This window comes from Exiguobacterium sp. s132 (assembly GCF_018617235.1).
In the GTDB taxonomy this organism is placed as follows: Bacteria; Bacillota; Bacilli; order Exiguobacteriales; family Exiguobacteriaceae; genus Exiguobacterium; species Exiguobacterium profundum.
The window spans coordinates 1,934,952-1,953,062 of sequence record NZ_JACSJU010000001.1; the positions used below are offsets into that span (position 1 = coordinate 1,934,952).

The window sequence follows — 18,111 nt, forward strand, 5'->3', positions numbered from 1 at the left end:
ATTCAACATGGCAACGATTTATTTCCAACAAACAGAAGAACGCGTCAGCGACCAACAAGAGGTACGTGCCTTTTTAGAATCACGAGACATCCTTTACGAAGCATGGGACATCGCAAAGTTACCGGCTTCTCTTCAGGAAAATTACCAACTGACAGACGAAGACAAAGAAGCCATCTTGGCGACGTTCCGTGACGAGATTCAAGATGTATCAGCACGACGTGGCTACAAGACGGCTGACGTCATCTCGCTATCCGATGCGACACCGAATTTAGATGAACTGCTCGTCAACTTCCAAAAAGAGCATCATCATACAGATGACGAGGTTCGTTTCATCGTCAGTGGTCACGGCATCTTTGCGATTGACGATGCAGAACGCGGATACTTCAATATCGAACTCAATCCAGGTGATCTCATCTCCGTGCCGGTCAACACACGTCATTACTTCACATTACAAGAAGACCGCCAAGTCGTCGCCGTTCGTATTTTCGTGACGACTGAAGGCTGGGTACCGATTTACGACAAAGAGAATGTAACTGCATAAGAAAAGGTCTCTCGCTTAAAAACGAGAGACCACTTTTTATTGTTTGACCGCTGTCGGTTTCGATGAGAACCAGCCCCATGTCGCAATCCCGACCATGACCGACCAGAAGAAAATCGTCCAAGCTGTCGAGTGGACGAACCCGTCTGGGAGTCCCATGAATTCGAATGGTGTTCCGGCAATCAATTCCTTGAAACCAGGGTGTTCAAGTACGAGCACCGTCAACTTGACCCCGACCCAACCGACGATGATGAAAGCGGCCGTTTCAAGTGTCGGACGCTGATGAAGCAACTTGACGAAAATCCGAGCTGCGAATCGCATCAAGACGACCCCGATGAGTCCACCTGTCAAGACGACGAAGAACTGACCCGAGTCAATCCCACCGATTTCACCTAGACCGAGTGGTGGCAAGCTGACCGCAAGCGCGACCGCTGCCAAGATTGAGTCGACGGCAAAAGCGATGTCCGCAAACTCGACTTTTGCGACAGTGAGCCAAAATTCTTTTTTCGATACCGGCTTCTCCGTGACAGCCGTCTCTTCCTTCGCCTCGGCCGCCAAATCTTGCTTCGGCTCCATCTTTCTCGCCTTATAGGTCATATACAGGTGTCGCGCACTCATCCCGATTAAGTAAAGCGCACCGAGTGCCTGAACTTGCCATACGTTGATCAAGAACGAGATCAAGAACAATGCGATAAATCGGAAAACAAATGCCCCGAGGAGTCCATAAAATAATGCCTTCTTCTGCTCTGTACGCGGCAAGTGCTTGACCATAACGGCCAAGACGAGCGCGTTGTCTGCAGATAACAAGCCTTCCAAACCGACGAGTACGACGACGATCCAGGCATACTGCAGGACTAACTGCCAATCCATAAAAACATCTCCTTTTTTCTTTCAATTCCTTCATATTTAATAGTGATCTATTTTTTAAGTTCACAGGACCATTTTATTCCCGTTCACAAAGTAAATCAATCCTCTTTCTTCAATATCTGAAGGATTTTTTTCCGATTGCATATTCAAAACATGTTATGAGAGCAAAATCATACCCGTTCAGCCATCATTTCGTGATAAAATCCTAACAAGAACGAGTGGTGCTTTAAACCGCTCGAAAAAAGGAGAATCCGATTATGTCTACAAGCCATGTCGCTTTACCTACTAAAGCAGAACGACATAAATTGTTCGGGTCGGTCCCACCGATTAAAGGAACAAAGCCGACCGAAAAAGAACAAATGGTCGATTTACAAAATACACCGAAAAACTTCTTGTTCGCCCTCGACAGTGTCGGCATCTCAAACGTGAAGCACCCCGTGAACGTCGAGACGCCAGAAGGGGTCCAGTCAACGGTCGCCACATTTGAATTAACGACATCGCTCGTACAAGACCGTAAAGGGATCAACATGTCTCGTTTGACAGAGCAGCTCGACGCGTACCATCAACAAGGGTGGACGGTATCAAACCGTTCGTTAATCGAGTTCGCGCAAGAGCTCGCCGAGCGTATGGAACAAACAGAAGGCCAATTGACAATCCGTTACCCATGGTTCTTCACGCGTAAAGCACCTGCGACAGGTCTTAGCGGTTTGATGAACGCGGACGTCATGCACCGTGTGACATATAACCTCGAAACGGGTGTTGCAAACGTGACAGTCGGTCTCGTCATCAACGTCACGACGCTTTGCCCATGCTCAAAAGAAATCAGTGAATACAGTGCCCATAACCAACGTGGGTACATCACGATCGAAGCCGGTCTTGATGAGACATCGATGGACGGATTCGACTGGCGTGCAGCACTTCTCGATGCAGCAGAGTCAAACGCCTCAGCACCACTCCACCCGGTCCTTAAACGTCCGGATGAAAAACGTGCGACTGAAATCGCGTACGAAAACCCACGTTTCGTCGAGGATATGGTCCGCTTGATCGCGGCTGACTTGTACGAGATGAAACAAGTTGTGAACTTCTTCGTCGAATGCCGTAACGAAGAGTCGATTCACCAACATGACGCAATCGCATCGATCACATTTGATAAACGTGACAACGCCTAAAAAATACGGAAATCCTGGTTAAATCACCTGGGATAACCGAAATGAATCAAACCATATAAAAACACCTTCGTTAACGTACACTTTAAAAATGTACGAGTCACGGAGGTGTTTTTGTATCGGCAAAAACGGATATGTCAGCGAATTCATTTAAATGGTTTTATTTTATTCAAAAAATGATTCATAATCTACCCGACCCGAAATTATTTACATAATAATCTATTTACAAATAAAAATATTGCTTAAAGATTTTTAAGGGGTTACTATTTAAATCGTAATAATTACGATTAAAACTGTGACAAAGTTTCTATTTCAATTCATGATAGCACTATCGCTTCATTAAGCTGTCTATCTGTTGAAATGTAAACTTATACGTCTACTCAGGAAAAGGAGAAATTAAACAATGAAAAAAATTCTTATTGGATTCCCAAGTTTACTATTATTAAGCCTCTCTTTAGCGGCATGTCAAGGAGCAGAAGAACAAACTGGAAATAACACGGACGAACCGAAAGCGACTGAGGTTCAAGAAAAGGAAATACATGATCATTCCGATGGAGCAGAGAGTCAAGCACCAATAGCGGTTGACATTTCCGGTCTCGGTTTGCACTATCATACGGGGGATGAAATTAAATTGACCGCGATTTTGGACGAAGAAACGCAAGCTGACCACTGGCATTGGTATAGCCGAGAAAGTAATGAGAAGGAATGGAATGTTGTTTCTGGACAAACCACAGACACATTCACTGGTACGGCTGAAACAGATGGCACAGAAATAAAAGCTGTGCTATTTGATGAAAGTGAAGAGCCTGTGTTTCAATCTGAAGCTGTGAAAGTAGCAATCGACGACCACCACGACCACGGACACGATCATGGCGAGGCAAATAAGCAAATTTACGAGGGATATTTTGACGACAGCCAAGTTAAATCTCGCGAATTATCGGACTGGGAAGGTGACTGGCAATCAATCTATCCATACTTACAAGCCGGTGATTTGGACGAGGTATTTGAACATAAGGCAGAGACAGGCGACATGACGGCTGAAGAGTACAAAGAGTACTATACCGTTGGATATGTGACAGATGTCGATCGTATTACCATTGATGGTGATCGAGTAACCTTCTACGAGAACGGAACCGAGTATTCTGGGAACTACGAATCAGATGGGTATGAAATCCTCACCTACGAAAAAGGAAATCGTGGCGTCCGCTTTATTTTTAAGTTAGTTGAGGGTTCAACAGAAGCACCGCAATACATCCAATTCAGTGACCATAATATTTTCCCAGTTGATTCACATCACTATCATTTGTATTGGGGAGACAACAGAGAAGAATTGCTTGAAGAAGTTACGCATTGGCCGACCTATTACCCTTCCGATTTAGATGCCGATGGACTTTTGCGTGATATGCTCGCACATTGAGTTTATTCTGAAGCATAGAATCCGAATTCATTTTTATATCTCTTAAGTTTGAACTCCGTGCATGGCTTGAAAAGAGGACGTAATCGAAAAATGGAGGCTCTTGAAATGAATATTTATGATTGTATCGTGATTGGTGGTGGCGCTGCAGGACTATCTGCAGCATTAACATTAGGCAGAGCCAGAAGAAATATTGCAGTGTTTGATGATGCAACAAATCGAAATCGTGTGACAGAAGAGTCGCATGGATTTCTAACGAGAGATGGCATCAAACCGTCAGAATTCAGGTCACTGGGTATCAAGGAACTGCATGCATATCCTTCAGTCACAATCTTTAATGATTCGATTATCGAGGTGAAGCCGAAAAATAAACATCAGCTATATGAGGTTTTTTCAAATCAGAAACAATATTTAACAGAAAATATATTACTTGCTACGGGTATACAAGAGAACTTTTCCTTACCCCAAGTAAAAGAATATTACGGGAAAAGTCTATTTAGTTGTCCCTATTGTGACGGCTGGGAGCTACGCGATTTACCATTGGCAGTTATTGCAGAAACTGAGGGCTATGTTCAGCATTTATCAAAACTCGTCTTCAACTGGTCTAAAGATCTTATTATTTTTACGAATGGGAAGGAACTTTCCGAAGATGTAAAAAACGATTTGAAGCGGAACCATATTAAGGCATACACAACAAAAATCAAACGACTACACGGAAGTGATGGGATGCTTAAAAACATTGAGTTGGAAGATGGAACGCTTGTTGCAAGGAAAGGCGGTTTTGTCGTTCCAAACTTCTATCGTCCAAACCAACTGGCTCAACAGTTACAATGTGCATTGGATGAAAATGGGGCAATTGTTACGGATGGGATGGGTCACACCTCCGTACAAGGTGTGTATGTTGCTGGAGAGACTGAAAAAGGCAGTCCGTCTTCTTTGTTAATCGCAGCCGCTGACGGCGCCCGTACAGCTGCGAGTATCAACTTCGACTTATCATCCAAACGATTTTAATTATATGAAGTTTAATCAAAGTCATTGCTCTTTGTCCTTTTCGTTTAACAATTCCCGTAAGAGGAAATACGGTACGTATAAAGTTCAGTCGAAGTCATGACCAACAAGTTCAAAAGGAGAGATACGGGTGTTTAATAAAAAAAAGGATCAAACCACAGATAAGCGCTTTGATGAAAAATTGATTCAAACTACTGAACAAGGCAGCCTGATTTCGGTATGGGTGGATCGTCAAACAGGTGTCAACTATATCTACACGTGGAATACCCAAGGATGCACACTCACGCCTCTATTCGATGAAACAAGTAAAGTAATCGTGACACCTGTTGAAGATTGATTGAACGTGCTCTTAGCTCTACATCATCGTGTGATTCTAACCATACAAAAAAGTAGACTGCCTCACATCAATCAAAGACGATGCGAGGCAGTCTACTTCACTTGTTTTTAGGAGTAAATTATATCGCTAGGTTAACCTAAATCTCCATATTTTTAAAGACTTGTCACGAGTTCAATCGTCAATAGGATGATGATGAGCATCACCCACACTGCCCAGACGAGTCGCCACTTCTCCCAGTCAAATCGCTTCATCACCGCATAGACCGTGAGGTAGAGCGCGATAAGAAGGGGTACAACGACCCAAGGATTCTCTAGCATCACGCCTCGATGTCGCCGTCCCAAGCTAGCATTCCGCCGTCGACATTGACGACTTTGTAGCCTTGCGACTCTAAGTAATCACACGCCGTCTGACTCCGTCCACCTGAACGACAGATCACGTGATAGACATTGTCTTGTGCCAACTTTTCTGTCACTTGTGGGAATTCCGATAATGGATAGAGTGGTACGTTCGGGATATGCCCTGCCTCATATTCATCTTGTTCGCGCACATCGATGATATGGAGAGACTCCCCGTTCTCTAATTTTTCTCTTAATTCTGTCGCATGAATACTTTGCATACATAGTTCCCCTTTCAATCATGGATTTCTCTTTTAGTTTACCTCAGCTTATGCTCCGACAAACTCCAGTTGATGGTCGTCTCAGCATCACAATAGAACCCTTCGAGCTCGCATCGTTCGACGACCTGTTCGATAAACGCGCGACTGCCACAAAACAACGTGAAATGGCTATCCCAAGGTGGGACGATGAGCCATTCGTGTTGATAACCGAAAAACGTCCGATGTTGCATGCCCCACGTATCAGCGGCTAGCGTCTCACTGAGATGGATGAGATGCCGTTCCGTACAAAATTCGTCTCCGGTCCAGATCCAGCCTTCTCCCATCTCCAAAAGTACACGCAACACTTGATTCTTTAGCAGATCCGACAGTTCCCCTTCACCTGGTGGGAGCACATTCTCACGTTCGCAATATTCAATGATTCGATTCGCCCCTTCTCGATCTTCGGCGTGTAGTTTCAGCGCCCCAATCATCGTTCGGAGCGCGTGGTCGATACGGCTCACGTCACGAAAACCTAGTCTTCGCCTCATCTCTTCCCATGTAACGGACCGAAATTGCTGTTCGACCTCGTTATTATCCAGATCGGTATAACGATCAATCATGGTGGGGTGACCTATTGGAGCAAGGAATGGATGAAACACGATGAAGACCGTTTCAAATACCCCTTCATAATACGTCTTAATCGAATCATCATCCCCGCCACCAAACATAGCGTAACGATGTCCTTCAGGTAATAAAACACTCTCATCTAGTTCGTCCATTTCATCACTCTTTTCTTGAATAGTTTATAACGAGCCATCAAAAAAAGCATCCTTCTATAAGAAGAATGCTCCGGACTCACGCTTCGTTGCGCTCGTCGATTGCTTGCGCCGCTGTGATGAGCGTCAATTTGTAGACGTCCTCTTCGTTACAACCGCGTGATAAGTCGTTCACTGGTTTGTTGAGACCTTGAAGGATCGGACCGATCGCTTCAAATCCACCGAAACGTTGAACCATCTTGTAGCCAATGTTACCGGCTTCAAGACTTGGGAAGACGAATACGTTCGCCTTACCAGCAACGTCAGAACCCGGTGCTTTCTTCGCCGCTACGCTAGGGACGAATGCCGCATCGAATTGAAGTTCTCCGTCGATTGGAAGGTTCGGTGATTTTTCTTTTGCCAGGCGTGTCGCTTCCACGACTTTCTCTGTTTCAGGTGACTTCGCAGAACCTTTCGTCGAGAAGCTAAGAAGCGCGACTTGTGGGTCGATACCGAACGTCTTCGCTGTCGCTGCCGACAAGAACGCGTTCTCTGCTAAATCTGCCGCGTCCGGTGCGATGTTGATCGCACAGTCCGAGAAGACGTATTGCTCGTCGTCACGTACCATGATGAACACACCTGACGTCTTTTTGATGCCTGGTTGCATTTTAATGATTTGTAGTGCCGGACGTACCGTATCAGCCGTCGCGTGCATCGCGCCTGAGACAAGACCTTCTGCTTTGCCTGTGTGAACGAGCATTGTTCCGAAGTAGTTCACGTCTGATGTAAGGAGTTCGCGCGCTTGTTCAGCCGTTGCTTTTCCTTTACGACGCTCGACGAATGATTCGACGAGGACGTCGATGTCTTCGTATGTCGCTGGGTCATATTGTGTCAAACCTGAGATGTCGAAACCGTGTTTCGCCGCAACCGCTTCGAGATCTGCTTTCGCACCGACGACGATTGGTTCTACCATACCGTCTGCTTTCAATCGAACAGCGGCTCCAAGAACACGCTCATCGATACCTTCCGGGAAGACGATGGTCGGACGAACCGGGCTAACTTTTTGCTTCAACGTTTCAAATAATTTCATAACGAATGAACCCCTTTTCTCAATTTACAGCATGACTGCTAATGGTTTTGCCGTTGACTTGTGTCTTTACGCGATTTCAATTATACACAGTACCCTTTTCAAAATAAACTATTCTGCCCATTTCGCCATAAATCGCTTAGAATCAATCATTATATGAATAGAACAGTTTTGACAAACCGACTGATACAGCTATTTTTGTAGCCGTTTTCATGTTTCTGTCCTCTGTTCTTTACCCGCCATGAATCGTGATAACCCTCACAGTGCCTCAAAGTTGCCAGTCAGTGAAGCGTGTATGGTAAAATAGACGGCGAAGCCAAGTCCCGAAAGGAGATTTTTTTATGTCAGAACGTCCAGTACCTACAACAGATACACAACATGCCGCCGCCACATTAGACGGATGGTATACACTTCATGATTTCCGCACGATTGATTGGGCTCGTTTGAAACTCGTCGATGCTGAAAAGCGTCAACAGATGATTGATGAGTTCACAGCGTTCCTCGCTTCTCTCGAAGAAGTTGAAGCAAAAGGCGAAGGAAGCCACGCCTTTTACTCGATTCTCGGTCAGAAGGCAGACCTCGTCTTGATGGTGCTTCGTCCGACATTCAACGAACTTGAAGATGTCGAGCGCGCCTTCCGCAAAACGGCGCTATACGACTATATGATTCCGTCGTATTCATACGTGTCGGTCATCGAGCTCGGGATGTATCGCGGATCTGGAGACGGGGACCCGTATCAAAATCCTCATATCCGCTCACGCCTCTATCCGACACTTCCAAAAGCCGCACACATCTGTTTCTATCCGATGAGCAAGGCTCGTCGCGATGGCGACAACTGGTACATGTTGTCGATGGATGAGCGCAAAGACCTCATGTATCGTCACAGCATGATTGGCCGTAGCTACGCCGGTAAGATTCAACAGTTCATCGGTGGGTCGACTGGATTCGACGCATGGGAGTGGGGCGTCACGCTCTTCGCTGAAGATTCACTTCAGTTTAAGAAAATCGTTTACGAGATGCGTTTCGACGAAGTAAGTGCGAAGTATGGAGAGTTCGGCGACTTCTACGTTGGGAACATCTTACCAAAAGAAAATTTGAGCACATTCTTTAGCGTGTAAAAGGTTTACGCGTATAACACCTCGGGAATTAAGGATGATGTAAGCAAGTTATCCTGATTAACGAGGTGAACAACGATGCGCGTGTTTAAAGAAACCGATCGTGACACTGCGGAACGTTTAGATTCGTTCATCGAACGAATGGCACCGACAGCAGAATTAGTCCAACATCGATTTGAAGAGCAACTCAAACATACACAGCAAAAGGGTCAGGCGAGCGCCTGACCCTTATTTTGTCGTAGTGACGTGAAGTGCGTCGCCTAAGAAAGTAGCCAATTCAAGCATTCCGTAGCGTCCGGCTTTCGCTTCAGCATCGGAATTATAGTTCGTGTTTGTATTGACGTCGTATGCGTAGACGTTACCGTCTTGGTCTCGAATGATTTCAATCCCCGCAATATCGATCGCATTCGCTTTCAAGAACTGTTCGAGCTTTGGAATGATGGGGTCATCGAATCCTTCGACGATTTCAAACTTCGCCGGCGGCGTCTCCCCGACTGGGCAGAACTGGTCTTCAATCGAGCAGGCATCAGCAGGACAGAGCTCGAACCCTTCCGACGTGTCGACACGGACCGCATAAAAGAACTTTCCGCCGATGAACTCGCAACGGGTGATATACGGTTCCGGGGCTTCGATATACTGTTGAATGAGCGTGATGCCGTCAACCGATTCCTCGAACGAGGGACCATATACATATTCTTTGAGTCCTTCGATCGTATGGAACAATTGGACCCCAAGTCCTTTTCCGGCACGATTATGTTTCGTGATGAATGGCGTCAAAGCTAACTGCTCAGCCGCTTCGATGATTTGCGCCTTACCGACTGCCGCAATCGTCTTCGGCACGCGAATCCCTTCACGTCGAAGCGCCGTGTATTGATTGACTTTACTCACTTCGAGGCGGATGGCACGTGTGCCGTTGAACACGGTCCGGTCGTTTGCCTCTAACCAAGCGAGGACGCCTTCCGTCAATTCTGGTGCGTACCGATGCCCACGTGTGTGCGAGGAGGCACTCATCCGATTATAAAAGACACCTTCCGGGGGCATTGCTTCGAGATCAATCGTCCCTTGGTCCAAGTGCCACAATTCATATGGCAAGTTCAATTCTTTTAAACGGTGGACAAGGTGGTTCGTCCATTCTTCGTTTTCATGAATGACGTGAATTTTAGACATCATCATTCCTCCTTCTATGATGTGTTTACTTTACCATATTCATAACCGACAATTCCAATGTGTATGGTTTGCCTAATCCTCAATTCTGAAATATCAGACGATTTCATGGTATAATGAACTTAAGAGTATTGTTTCAGAAAGGAAGTGTTGTGTTTGCCCGTACCTGTTATAAGTACTGATGTACTCATTTTACTCTTCGGTCTACTTCTCGTAGCCGGTGTCATGGCGACACGAATCTCGACTCGATTCGGCTTGCCCGCCTTGATTTTATTTATGGGAATCGGCATGATCATGGGAAGTGACATTACTGGTCTCATCTTCTTTGACGACTCGAATTTAGCGCAGCTGATTGGAGTCGCTGCCTTGATTGTCATTTTGTTTGAAGGGGGTCTTCAAACGAAATGGTCATCAATCCGGAGCGTCCTCGCCCCTTCTGCCTCGCTGGCGACGCTTGGGGTATTGATTACTACAACAGTAGTCGCCGTGGCCGTTCGTTTCGTATTTGGTTTCGATTGGATTGAATCTTTCTTGTTCGGTGCGATCATCGGTTCGACCGACGCAGCGGCCGTCTTCGCCGCATTTAAAGGAAAGAATATCTCACCGAAAGTCGGTGCGACTCTCGAAGCCGAGTCCGGCACGAACGACCCGATGGCGATGTTTTTGACGATTCTCGCTCTCGACTTCATGATGAAGCCGGATACGACCATTTGGGACGGAATTTGGATGTTCGCCCTTCAAATCGTTGTCGGGGCATTGATCGGCTTCATCCTTGGACAACTGTCTCGCCTCATGTTGAACCACTTGAGACTTGATTCGAGCGGACTGCATGCCGTTCTCATGATTTCTATGGCGTTTCTTACCTATGGTGTCACAGCTTACTTATTGGGAAGCGGATTACTCGCCGTCTATATCGCCGCCATGATTGTCGGAAATGCGGATACAGCGCATGAAGTGACAATCGTCCAATTCTCAGAAGCGCTCGCGTGGATCATGCAAATCATCATGTTCGTCATCCTTGGGTTACTCGTCTTCCCTCGTCAACTCATCGAGCCGGACTTGATTTGGAAAGGACTACTCATCTCATTCGTCCTTATGTTCTTGGCACGTCCGATTGCCGTCTATTTATCGACACTTGGCATGTCATTTACGAGAAAAGAAAAGTTGTTCATCTCATGGGCTGGTCTAAAAGGCGCCGTGCCGATCGTCCTTGCGACTTTCCCGCTTATTGCCGGTACCGAAAATAGCCAACTGTTATTCAATGCCGTCTTTTTCGTCGTCGTGACGAGCGCCCTGATCCAAGGGACGACGTTGACGCCACTTGCCGAGAAGTTAGGGTTGCTCGGTCCGGATAAAATTCGTTCTCCATACACAATCGCCCTTGTCTCGAGCAAACAGTCTCAACACAAACTCGTACCTTACGTGGTCACAGCAACTTCATCCATGATTGGAAAAACGCTCGCGGACATCACACTCCCACCGAACACCGTCGTGAACGCCATCGTCCGAAACGAATACTTGATTCCACCGAACGGTCAGACAGCCATCGAAGAAGGTGACCTCTTATACGTGCTCGCCTCGATGTATCGTCATGATCAACTCGACCAAACATTTGGTGAAGATGGACTCGATCGAGTCGAATTATGAGAAGATAGAAAATCAGCGCTTCGCCTGAAGCGCTGATTTTCTTATGCATGGATTTGCTTTGCCGATCGAATGAGCGTCTCGACATCCTCTGTCCGTCCTTCATGAAGCGCTTCGACGATAAAGCTCCCGACGACGACACCGTCACACGCATTCCCAAGTGACTGTACTTGTTCCGGACGATGGACTCCGAATCCTGCTAAGACGGGAACCCGTGACTGCTCAGTCAATCGAGTTAAGTAGGCGAGAAGCTCGTCTGGGAATACATCCGCTTTCCCGGTCGTTCCTTTGAGCGTGACCGCATACACGAATCCTTCTGCTTTTTCTAAGATGGATGCCGTTCGTGCCTCACTACTCGTCAGCGTGACGAGCGGGATGACGGCGACGTCATGCCGATTGACATCTGCGAACAACTGGAGGCTCTCCTCAAACGGAAGGTCAGGAATAATGACCCCGCTCACACCACATTCGTTCGCCCGGTCAAAGAACGGTTGGACCCCGAACCGAAACACGGGATTCAAGTATGTCATCAAGACAATCGGAACGTTAAATTGATCTTTTCCTTCTATTAAATGGTTCAATACCATTTCAAGCGTCACACCAGCTTCAAGCGCGCGCATTCCTGCCGCTTCAATAATTGGTCCATCCGCCACCGGATCGGAGAATGGGATACCGAGTTCAATCGCCGTCGCCCCCATCCGTTCTAGTTCCACAATGGTCGGAATCAGTCGCTCCATCCCGCCGTCACCGGCCATGATATACGGAACGAACGCCGCTCCTTCTCGCTGTCGAATCGCTGTCTCTAGTTTCATCGTGTCGCCACCTTCTCTCGGATTGTATGGACGTCTTTGTCTCCGCGCCCTGATAAACAAATCACCAGTGTATCGTCTTCTCCCATCGTCTTCGCGAGCGTCTCTGCATAAGCGAGGGCGTGTGAAGACTCCAATGCAGGAATGATTCCTTCTTGTCGGCTGAGTGCGAGACACGCGTCGAGTGCCTCGTCATCCGTGACGGCCGCATAGCGCACCCGCTCAATATCTTTCAAGAAACTGTGCTCCGGTCCTACCCCTGGGTAATCGAGTCCGGCTGAAATGGAGTGCGCTTCCTCGATTTGACCCGCTGCGTCTTGCAAGACATACATGAGCGACCCGTGTAAGACACCGACTTCCCCTTTTGTGAGGGTCGCTGCGTGTTTATCCGTATCGATGCCACTTCCAGCCGCCTCGACACCGTAGAGCGCGACCGACTCATCGTTCAAGAACGGATAGAACATGCCCATGGCGTTGCTCCCTCCGCCGACACAAGCGACGACGGCGTCCGGGAGGCGTCCCGTCTGTTCAAGGATTTGCCGACGTGTCTCTGTCCCGATCACGCTTTGGAAATCACGTACCATCTGCGGGAATGGATGCGGTCCGAGAACGGAACCCATCACATAGTGCGTATCGTCGACATGTTTGACCCAGTAACGGAGCGCTTCATTGACGGCATCCTTCAACGTACGACTGCCTGATTTGACAGGAACGACTTTCGCCCCGAGTAATTCCATCCGAAACACGTTCAATGCTTGGCGTTCAACATCGACCTCACCCATGAAGATGGTACATTCTAAATCGAGTAATGCACATACTGTCGCAGTCGCAACACCGTGCTGACCCGCTCCCGTCTCGGCAACGACTTTTTGTTTGCCCATCTGTTTCGCAAGGAGCGCCTGCCCAATCGTGTTGTTGATCTTATGGGCACCGGTATGGTTTAAGTCTTCACGTTTCAAATAGACGTTCGTCCCGAGACGGCGACTCAGGTTCGACGCATAATAAAGTGGCGTCTCACGTCCCACGTATTCACGTAATAAAGAAGAGAAGCGTTCTTGAAACTCAGGATCTTGCTTCGCCTCCTCGTAAGCGACCTCTAATTCTTCGACCGCTTGCATGAGCGTCTCCGGAATATACTTTCCACCATATTGTCCAAACTTCCCGTTCACTGGTTGTGCATACATCATAGTTCCTCCTTGGCGCGTTGAATGAACGCACGAATTTTTTCGATATCTTTCACACCGTCCGTCTCGACACCGCTCGAGACATCGACGCCGTCTGGTTGGATGAGTTGAATTGCTTGTCCGACATTGTCAGGGGATAGCCCGCCCGCTAGCCAAAACGGACGTTGCGGCCGGTCCATTGTGCCCCAATCTAAAATCTGTCCACTCCCTGGGGTCGGATGGTCGATCAAACGCACATCTGCCGTCTCCTCGGTCGACGCATCGATGATGGGCAATCCGAAGGTACGGAGTTGTTCGATTGACTGCGTCCGATGGTGAATTTGTAAATCCGTCAGCCCTACGTCCAGCGTTTCCTCGACCTCTTCCATTGAAGGACTTAAAAACACACCAACGATCCGAACCGATTGTGGGATATGTGCAGCTAATCTCTTCGCAGTCGTCACGTCGATTTGTCGAGAACTCGGGGCGAAGACGAACCCGATTGCATCCGCTCCCGCCTCGACCGCCGCCTCAACAGCTTCCTTTGTTTTTAGTCCACAGATTTTAACGAACATGTTTTCAACTCCTCGAGTAACCGGGTCGGGTCCTCTTCACGCATGAGTGCTTCCCCGACGAGAATGGCGCTTGCCCCAGCTTCTTGTAAACGTGCAGCCGCCTCGACCGAACTGACCCCGCTCTCGCTGACGAATGTGACCTCAGGATAGCGTTTCATCAAATCAATCGATGTTTCGAGGGATACCTCGAACGTTTTTAAGTCTCTGTTATTGATGCCGATCAACACGTCATCAAGTTCGAGGGCGATGCGTAACTCCGCATCATCATGTACTTCGACTAAGACGTCGAGACCGATGGAGCGAGCGTATCGCGTCAACTCCTGAAGACGTGTCGGATGGAGTGCCGCCACGATCAAAAGTGCCACACTCGCCCCGTAATGCTTCGCATAGTCGAGTTGTCGTTCATCGATGATGAAATCTTTACAGAGCACCGGGATGGTGACGACATCGGCAACTTGTCGCAAGTCGTCAAAAGAACCGTTAAAGTACGTCGTGTCTGTCAAAACGGAGATCATCGTCGCACCAGCTTTTTCATATTGACGTGCCCGTTTAGCGACGTCGACCGTCTCCCGAATCATTCCTTTCGAGGGGGACGACCGTTTGATCTCTGAAATGATATGGAATCCCTCGCTCATCACATGTAAGAGAGAGATTGGCTTCGTCACGGGGACATCGATGGGCTGCATGCCGCTAACCTCTTCTATTTTCGTTCCGATGATTTTCGTTAAATAACTCATGCTTCGACCTCCGTACGTTGTAAGTTTTGTAATACGCGTAAGGCGTGCCCTTCATCGATACTACGTTTTGCTTCTTTCACTCCTGCACGAAGCGTTGCGGTCGTACCATACGTGCAAAGGGCAAGTGCCGCGTTTAATAAGACGACGTCGCGCGCCGGTCCCGACTCTCCATTCAATACGGCAAGAAGTGTCGCAGCGTTCTCTTCTGGTGTGCCTCCACGTAGCGCTTCAAGCGGTGCCCGCATCAAGCCGACATCTCGTGGGTCGACCGCATAACGCGCCGTCTGTTCCCCATCAAAGAAGTACACGTCGTTCACACCGGCGAGACTCGCTTCATCGAGTCCACCTGCTCCATGGACGACCATACCGCGCTCCACCCCGAGATGACGCATCGCGGTCGCCATCTTCTCGAGTAACGATGGATGATAGACACCGACAAGTTGTCGTTTCGGACGAAGCGGGTTCGTTAACGGTCCGATTTGGTTGAAGATGGTCGCCGTCGCGAGCCGTTTCCGGACCGGCATGACATGCTTCATGATCGGGTGGACATGCTGGGCGAATAGAAAACTGAGATTCGTCCGTTTCAAGTCAGCATGTACTTCTTCTGCCGTCTTCACAATCGGAACGTTCAATGCCTCTAAGACGTCCGCGCTTCCTGATCGACTCGAGACGCTTCGATTCCCGTGCTTGGCGACCGGAATCCCAAGACCAGCCAGGACAAAGGCGACGGTCGAACTGATATTAAACGTATGCGCCCCGTCGCCGCCGGTACCACAAACATCTAGTACGGGTAAATCACTTTGGGGGAACTGTGCCGCTTCACGAATGTATGCTGCGAGTCCTGCCATCTCTTCTGCTGTCTCACCGCGCTCTTTCATCGCCAGCAGCACTCGTTCGATTTGCGCTTCATCCGCTTGGAACATCTCGCTCGCTGCCACTTTCATATCTGCTGTTGATAATGCGTTTGTCTCCAATTGTTGAATCATCGTCTGTTCCCCCTCTAAAAATGTGTATAAAAAAACTCCATACGACAGTCGTCGTATGGAGGACGGTTCAATACCGCGGTGCCACCTCTCGTTGATTCCAAAGAATCCACTCTTCGATGCAATCACATCGTATCCCGATAACGGGGGAAACCGTCACGACCTACTCTCTTCAGCCATGCTCTCATGAGCCCATTCACGCGGACGCCTCGGTCAGGATCTCACCATCCCTGACTCTCTGGACGAAACGTCTTCTCGCGCTACTCTTCTCAATCCTCGATTTATATTGTCGAAACGAAAAAGGGGTCACCCGTCTCCTCATAGCCTGTGCTATAAGAAGGACGAGTAACCCCGTGGTGCCACCTTCGTTGGTTCCAAAGAACCCACTTCACGGACAATCATCCGCTTCCCCGTGATAACGGTGGGTAACCCGCTAAAGCCTACTCAAAGTTCGGTTTAGAGCTCAGAAGTCCATTCGCGACGTCCCATATACTGATTCACACCAACCATCAGCTCTCTGTCATACGGGATTCGTCGTTACTTCTCTTCGTCAACGCCTTTATTCGTTTCAGTTAAGTTAATTCGTACTATACAGGGCAGAAGAATCCATGTCAAATAAAAAAATTATAAAAACTTTGTCTCTATATGTGCAGTCAAAAATGAGAAACTTTCACCGTTTTTTCGAATTGACATTGTTTTTTTTCGTCTGCTATAGTCGTCCACAACAACATTTCACTCAGCTAAAGGAGAATCGATTTTGGAAACAAATAAACTAAAACGCGAGCTGTCCACCCGGCAACTCACGATGATTTCCCTCGGAAGCGCCATCGGAACCGGGCTGTTCCTAGGAAGCGGTCTCGCGATTCAAACCGCTGGCCCGAGCGTGCTCGTCAGCTATGCCATCGGGGCGTTCATCGTCCTCTTACTCATGGGTGCTCTCGCCGAAATGACGGTTGCCCATCCAACATCTGGATCATTCGGAACGATTGCCGAGCGATACGTTCATCCACTCGCTGGTTTTCTCGTCCGTTACTCTTACTGGGTCGCAAACGTACTGGCTGTAGGAGTTGAAGTCAGTGCCATCGCCATCTACATGCGCTACTGGTTCCCTGATGTGAACGGGTTCGTCTGGGTCGCCCTCTTCGGTGGATTACTCATTTACGTCAACGCCCGTCACGTTCATACGTTCGGAACGACTGAATACTGGTTATCCTTCATCAAAGTAACTGCCATTATCCTATTCATCGTCCTCGGTGCCGCCACATTGTTCGGCGAACCAGGATCACCGATTGAGTCAATCACGACAGGAAACGAAGGCTTCTTCGCGTTCGGCTTTTACGGAATGTGGGTGACGATTTTCATCTCCCTCTTCAGTTTCCTTGGAACCGAGCTCGTTGCTGTCACAGCCGGTGAAGCGAAAGACCCGGACCAGGCCGTACCACGCGCTTTACGCGCGACCGTGTTCCGCTTGACGTTCTTCTATGTCGTCACGCTCGCGATCATGCTCATGCTGATCCCATGGCAGCAAGCCGGGATCGACCAAAGTCCGTTCGTGCTCGTCATGGAACAGTTTGATGTCCCGTTCGCGGCAGGCATCCTCAACTTTGTGATTTTGATCGCCGCCTTGTCTGCGATGAACGCGCAGCTTTACGCGTCGACACGTATGATGTACTCGCTCGCGGAAGCCGGCGATTCACCGAAAGCGTTCAACAAAATCAGCAAAAATGGGATTCCAATGTTCGCGCTACTCGTTTCAACAGGCGGGATCGTCCTCGCCGCTTTGCTACAAGTATTCATGGAGTCGTCGTATCCATTCTTGATGGGAATCTCGATGTTCGGAGCTATTTTCACTTGGTTCATGGTCTTCGTCTCCCACTTGTTCTTCCGTAAGAAATGGACTGGGCGAAAACTCCCTGTCCGCATGATGGGATATCCATTCCTCCCATTGCTCGGGGCGGTCTTACTGCTCAGCCTGATGATCACGACATGGTTCACGGATTTCAACATCTTGCTGAAATTCGGCGTACCTTGGTTGATCGGATTGACGATCATCTATTACGTGCGTGAACAAATGCGTAAAAAACAAGATCGTCCAAGCGATATTGAACAAGCCAACTAACGAGTATCCCTTCGCAATCGCGGAGGGATTTTTTA

At 48.3% G+C, this 18,111-nt stretch carries 20 protein-coding genes and 2 other annotated features; of the genes, 9 read left to right on the plus strand and 11 right to left on the minus strand.

The window, feature by feature from the left end:
- Positions 1–7: 7 nt before the first annotated feature.
- Positions 8–541 carry a 1,2-dihydroxy-3-keto-5-methylthiopentene dioxygenase gene (locus KNO78_RS09815; protein WP_214690395.1) on the plus strand — a complete coding sequence of 178 codons (534 nt, stop codon included), beginning with the start codon at positions 8–10 and terminating at the stop codon, positions 539–541.
- A 36-nt stretch (positions 542–577) separates the two neighbouring features.
- Here the strand turns inward: KNO78_RS09815 and KNO78_RS09820 are convergent, their stop codons facing one another.
- Positions 578–1,408 carry a TerC family protein gene (locus KNO78_RS09820; protein WP_012727486.1) on the minus strand — a complete coding sequence of 277 codons (831 nt, stop codon included), beginning with the start codon at positions 1,406–1,408 and terminating at the stop codon, positions 578–580.
- Between the two features lie 254 nt (positions 1,409–1,662).
- Between KNO78_RS09820 and folE2 the strand changes: the two genes are divergently transcribed.
- The 4 genes from folE2 (at position 1,663) to KNO78_RS09840 (ending at position 5,330) form a co-directional block, all read left to right on the plus strand.
- Complete coding sequence (gene folE2 / locus KNO78_RS09825; RefSeq protein ID WP_214690394.1) at positions 1,663–2,574, plus strand: GTP cyclohydrolase FolE2; 912 nt, start codon at positions 1,663–1,665, stop codon at positions 2,572–2,574.
- A 400-nt stretch (positions 2,575–2,974) separates the two neighbouring features.
- Entirely contained in the window at positions 2,975–3,988 is a 1,014-nt protein-coding gene (locus KNO78_RS09830) for a metal-binding protein ZinT (RefSeq protein ID WP_214690393.1), read from the plus strand.
- 105 nt (positions 3,989–4,093) lie between these two features.
- Complete coding sequence (locus KNO78_RS09835; protein WP_214690392.1) at positions 4,094–4,996, plus strand: FAD-dependent oxidoreductase; 903 nt, start codon at positions 4,094–4,096, stop codon at positions 4,994–4,996.
- 127 nt (positions 4,997–5,123) lie between these two features.
- Positions 5,124–5,330 carry a DUF6440 family protein gene (locus KNO78_RS09840; RefSeq protein WP_196431340.1) on the plus strand — a complete coding sequence of 69 codons (207 nt, stop codon included), beginning with the start codon at positions 5,124–5,126 and terminating at the stop codon, positions 5,328–5,330.
- A gap of 152 nt (positions 5,331–5,482) precedes the next feature.
- Here KNO78_RS09840 and KNO78_RS09845 read toward each other — a convergent pair whose 3' ends face one another.
- From KNO78_RS09845 to pta, 4 genes are all read right to left on the minus strand, one after another.
- Complete coding sequence (locus tag KNO78_RS09845) at positions 5,483–5,647, minus strand: hypothetical protein (RefSeq protein WP_012727488.1); 165 nt, start codon at positions 5,645–5,647, stop codon at positions 5,483–5,485.
- Complete coding sequence (locus KNO78_RS09850) at positions 5,647–5,946, minus strand: rhodanese-like domain-containing protein (protein ID WP_041917952.1); 300 nt, start codon at positions 5,944–5,946, stop codon at positions 5,647–5,649. Before KNO78_RS09850 ends, KNO78_RS09845 begins: the two co-directional genes overlap by 1 nt.
- A gap of 38 nt (positions 5,947–5,984) precedes the next feature.
- Positions 5,985–6,704 (minus strand): DUF2711 family protein, encoded by a 720-nt coding sequence (locus KNO78_RS09855; protein ID WP_214690391.1) that lies wholly within the window; start codon positions 6,702–6,704, stop codon positions 5,985–5,987.
- A gap of 76 nt (positions 6,705–6,780) precedes the next feature.
- Positions 6,781–7,770 carry a phosphate acetyltransferase gene (pta, locus tag KNO78_RS09860; RefSeq protein ID WP_012727490.1) on the minus strand — a complete coding sequence of 330 codons (990 nt, stop codon included), beginning with the start codon at positions 7,768–7,770 and terminating at the stop codon, positions 6,781–6,783.
- Between the two features lie 338 nt (positions 7,771–8,108).
- On the opposite strand from pta, the gene hemQ reads away from it, so the two are divergent.
- Both hemQ and KNO78_RS09870 read left to right on the plus strand, forming a co-directional pair.
- Entirely contained in the window at positions 8,109–8,885 is a 777-nt protein-coding gene (hemQ, locus tag KNO78_RS09865) for a hydrogen peroxide-dependent heme synthase (RefSeq protein WP_074035549.1), read from the plus strand.
- A gap of 75 nt (positions 8,886–8,960) precedes the next feature.
- The gene (locus KNO78_RS09870) at positions 8,961–9,107 is read left to right on the plus strand and encodes a hypothetical protein (RefSeq protein WP_012727492.1); all 147 of its coding nucleotides are present in this window, start codon (positions 8,961–8,963) and stop codon (positions 9,105–9,107) included.
- Between the two features lie 3 nt (positions 9,108–9,110).
- Here KNO78_RS09870 and KNO78_RS09875 read toward each other — a convergent pair whose 3' ends face one another.
- Positions 9,111–10,049 carry an ATP-grasp domain-containing protein gene (locus tag KNO78_RS09875; protein WP_214690390.1) on the minus strand — a complete coding sequence of 313 codons (939 nt, stop codon included), beginning with the start codon at positions 10,047–10,049 and terminating at the stop codon, positions 9,111–9,113.
- Between the two features lie 153 nt (positions 10,050–10,202).
- Between KNO78_RS09875 and KNO78_RS09880 the strand changes: the two genes are divergently transcribed.
- Positions 10,203–11,693: a potassium/proton antiporter gene (locus KNO78_RS09880; RefSeq protein ID WP_214690389.1), complete on the plus strand. Its 1,491-nt coding sequence runs from the start codon at positions 10,203–10,205 to the stop codon at positions 11,691–11,693.
- 41 nt (positions 11,694–11,734) lie between these two features.
- Here KNO78_RS09880 and trpA read toward each other — a convergent pair whose 3' ends face one another.
- Genes trpA through trpD form a run of 5 tightly spaced genes read right to left on the minus strand, consistent with a single transcriptional unit; the run spans position 11,735 to position 15,960 of the window.
- On the minus strand, positions 11,735–12,502 hold the full coding sequence (trpA, locus tag KNO78_RS09885; RefSeq protein ID WP_159563046.1) for a tryptophan synthase subunit alpha: 768 nt from the start codon (positions 12,500–12,502) through the stop codon (positions 11,735–11,737).
- Complete coding sequence (gene trpB, locus KNO78_RS09890; protein WP_214690388.1) at positions 12,499–13,686, minus strand: tryptophan synthase subunit beta; 1,188 nt, start codon at positions 13,684–13,686, stop codon at positions 12,499–12,501. The genes trpA and trpB overlap by 4 nt, the downstream gene beginning before the upstream one ends.
- Positions 13,683–14,237 carry a phosphoribosylanthranilate isomerase gene (locus tag KNO78_RS09895; RefSeq protein ID WP_214690387.1) on the minus strand — a complete coding sequence of 185 codons (555 nt, stop codon included), beginning with the start codon at positions 14,235–14,237 and terminating at the stop codon, positions 13,683–13,685. The genes trpB and KNO78_RS09895 overlap by 4 nt, the downstream gene beginning before the upstream one ends.
- Positions 14,213–14,974: an indole-3-glycerol phosphate synthase TrpC gene (gene trpC, locus KNO78_RS09900; RefSeq protein WP_214690386.1), complete on the minus strand. Its 762-nt coding sequence runs from the start codon at positions 14,972–14,974 to the stop codon at positions 14,213–14,215. Before trpC ends, KNO78_RS09895 begins: the two co-directional genes overlap by 25 nt.
- Positions 14,971–15,960: an anthranilate phosphoribosyltransferase gene (gene trpD, locus KNO78_RS09905; RefSeq protein WP_074035535.1), complete on the minus strand. Its 990-nt coding sequence runs from the start codon at positions 15,958–15,960 to the stop codon at positions 14,971–14,973. Before trpD ends, trpC begins: the two co-directional genes overlap by 4 nt.
- Before the next feature lie 55 nt (positions 15,961–16,015).
- Positions 16,016–16,243: a binding site (T-box leader), on the minus strand.
- A gap of 48 nt (positions 16,244–16,291) precedes the next feature.
- Positions 16,292–16,520, minus strand: a binding site (T-box leader).
- A gap of 242 nt (positions 16,521–16,762) precedes the next feature.
- Between trpD and KNO78_RS09910 the strand changes: the two genes are divergently transcribed.
- On the plus strand, positions 16,763–18,076 hold the full coding sequence (locus KNO78_RS09910; protein ID WP_251125316.1) for an amino acid permease: 1,314 nt from the start codon (positions 16,763–16,765) through the stop codon (positions 18,074–18,076).
- The last annotated feature ends 35 nt before the right edge of the window (positions 18,077–18,111 follow it).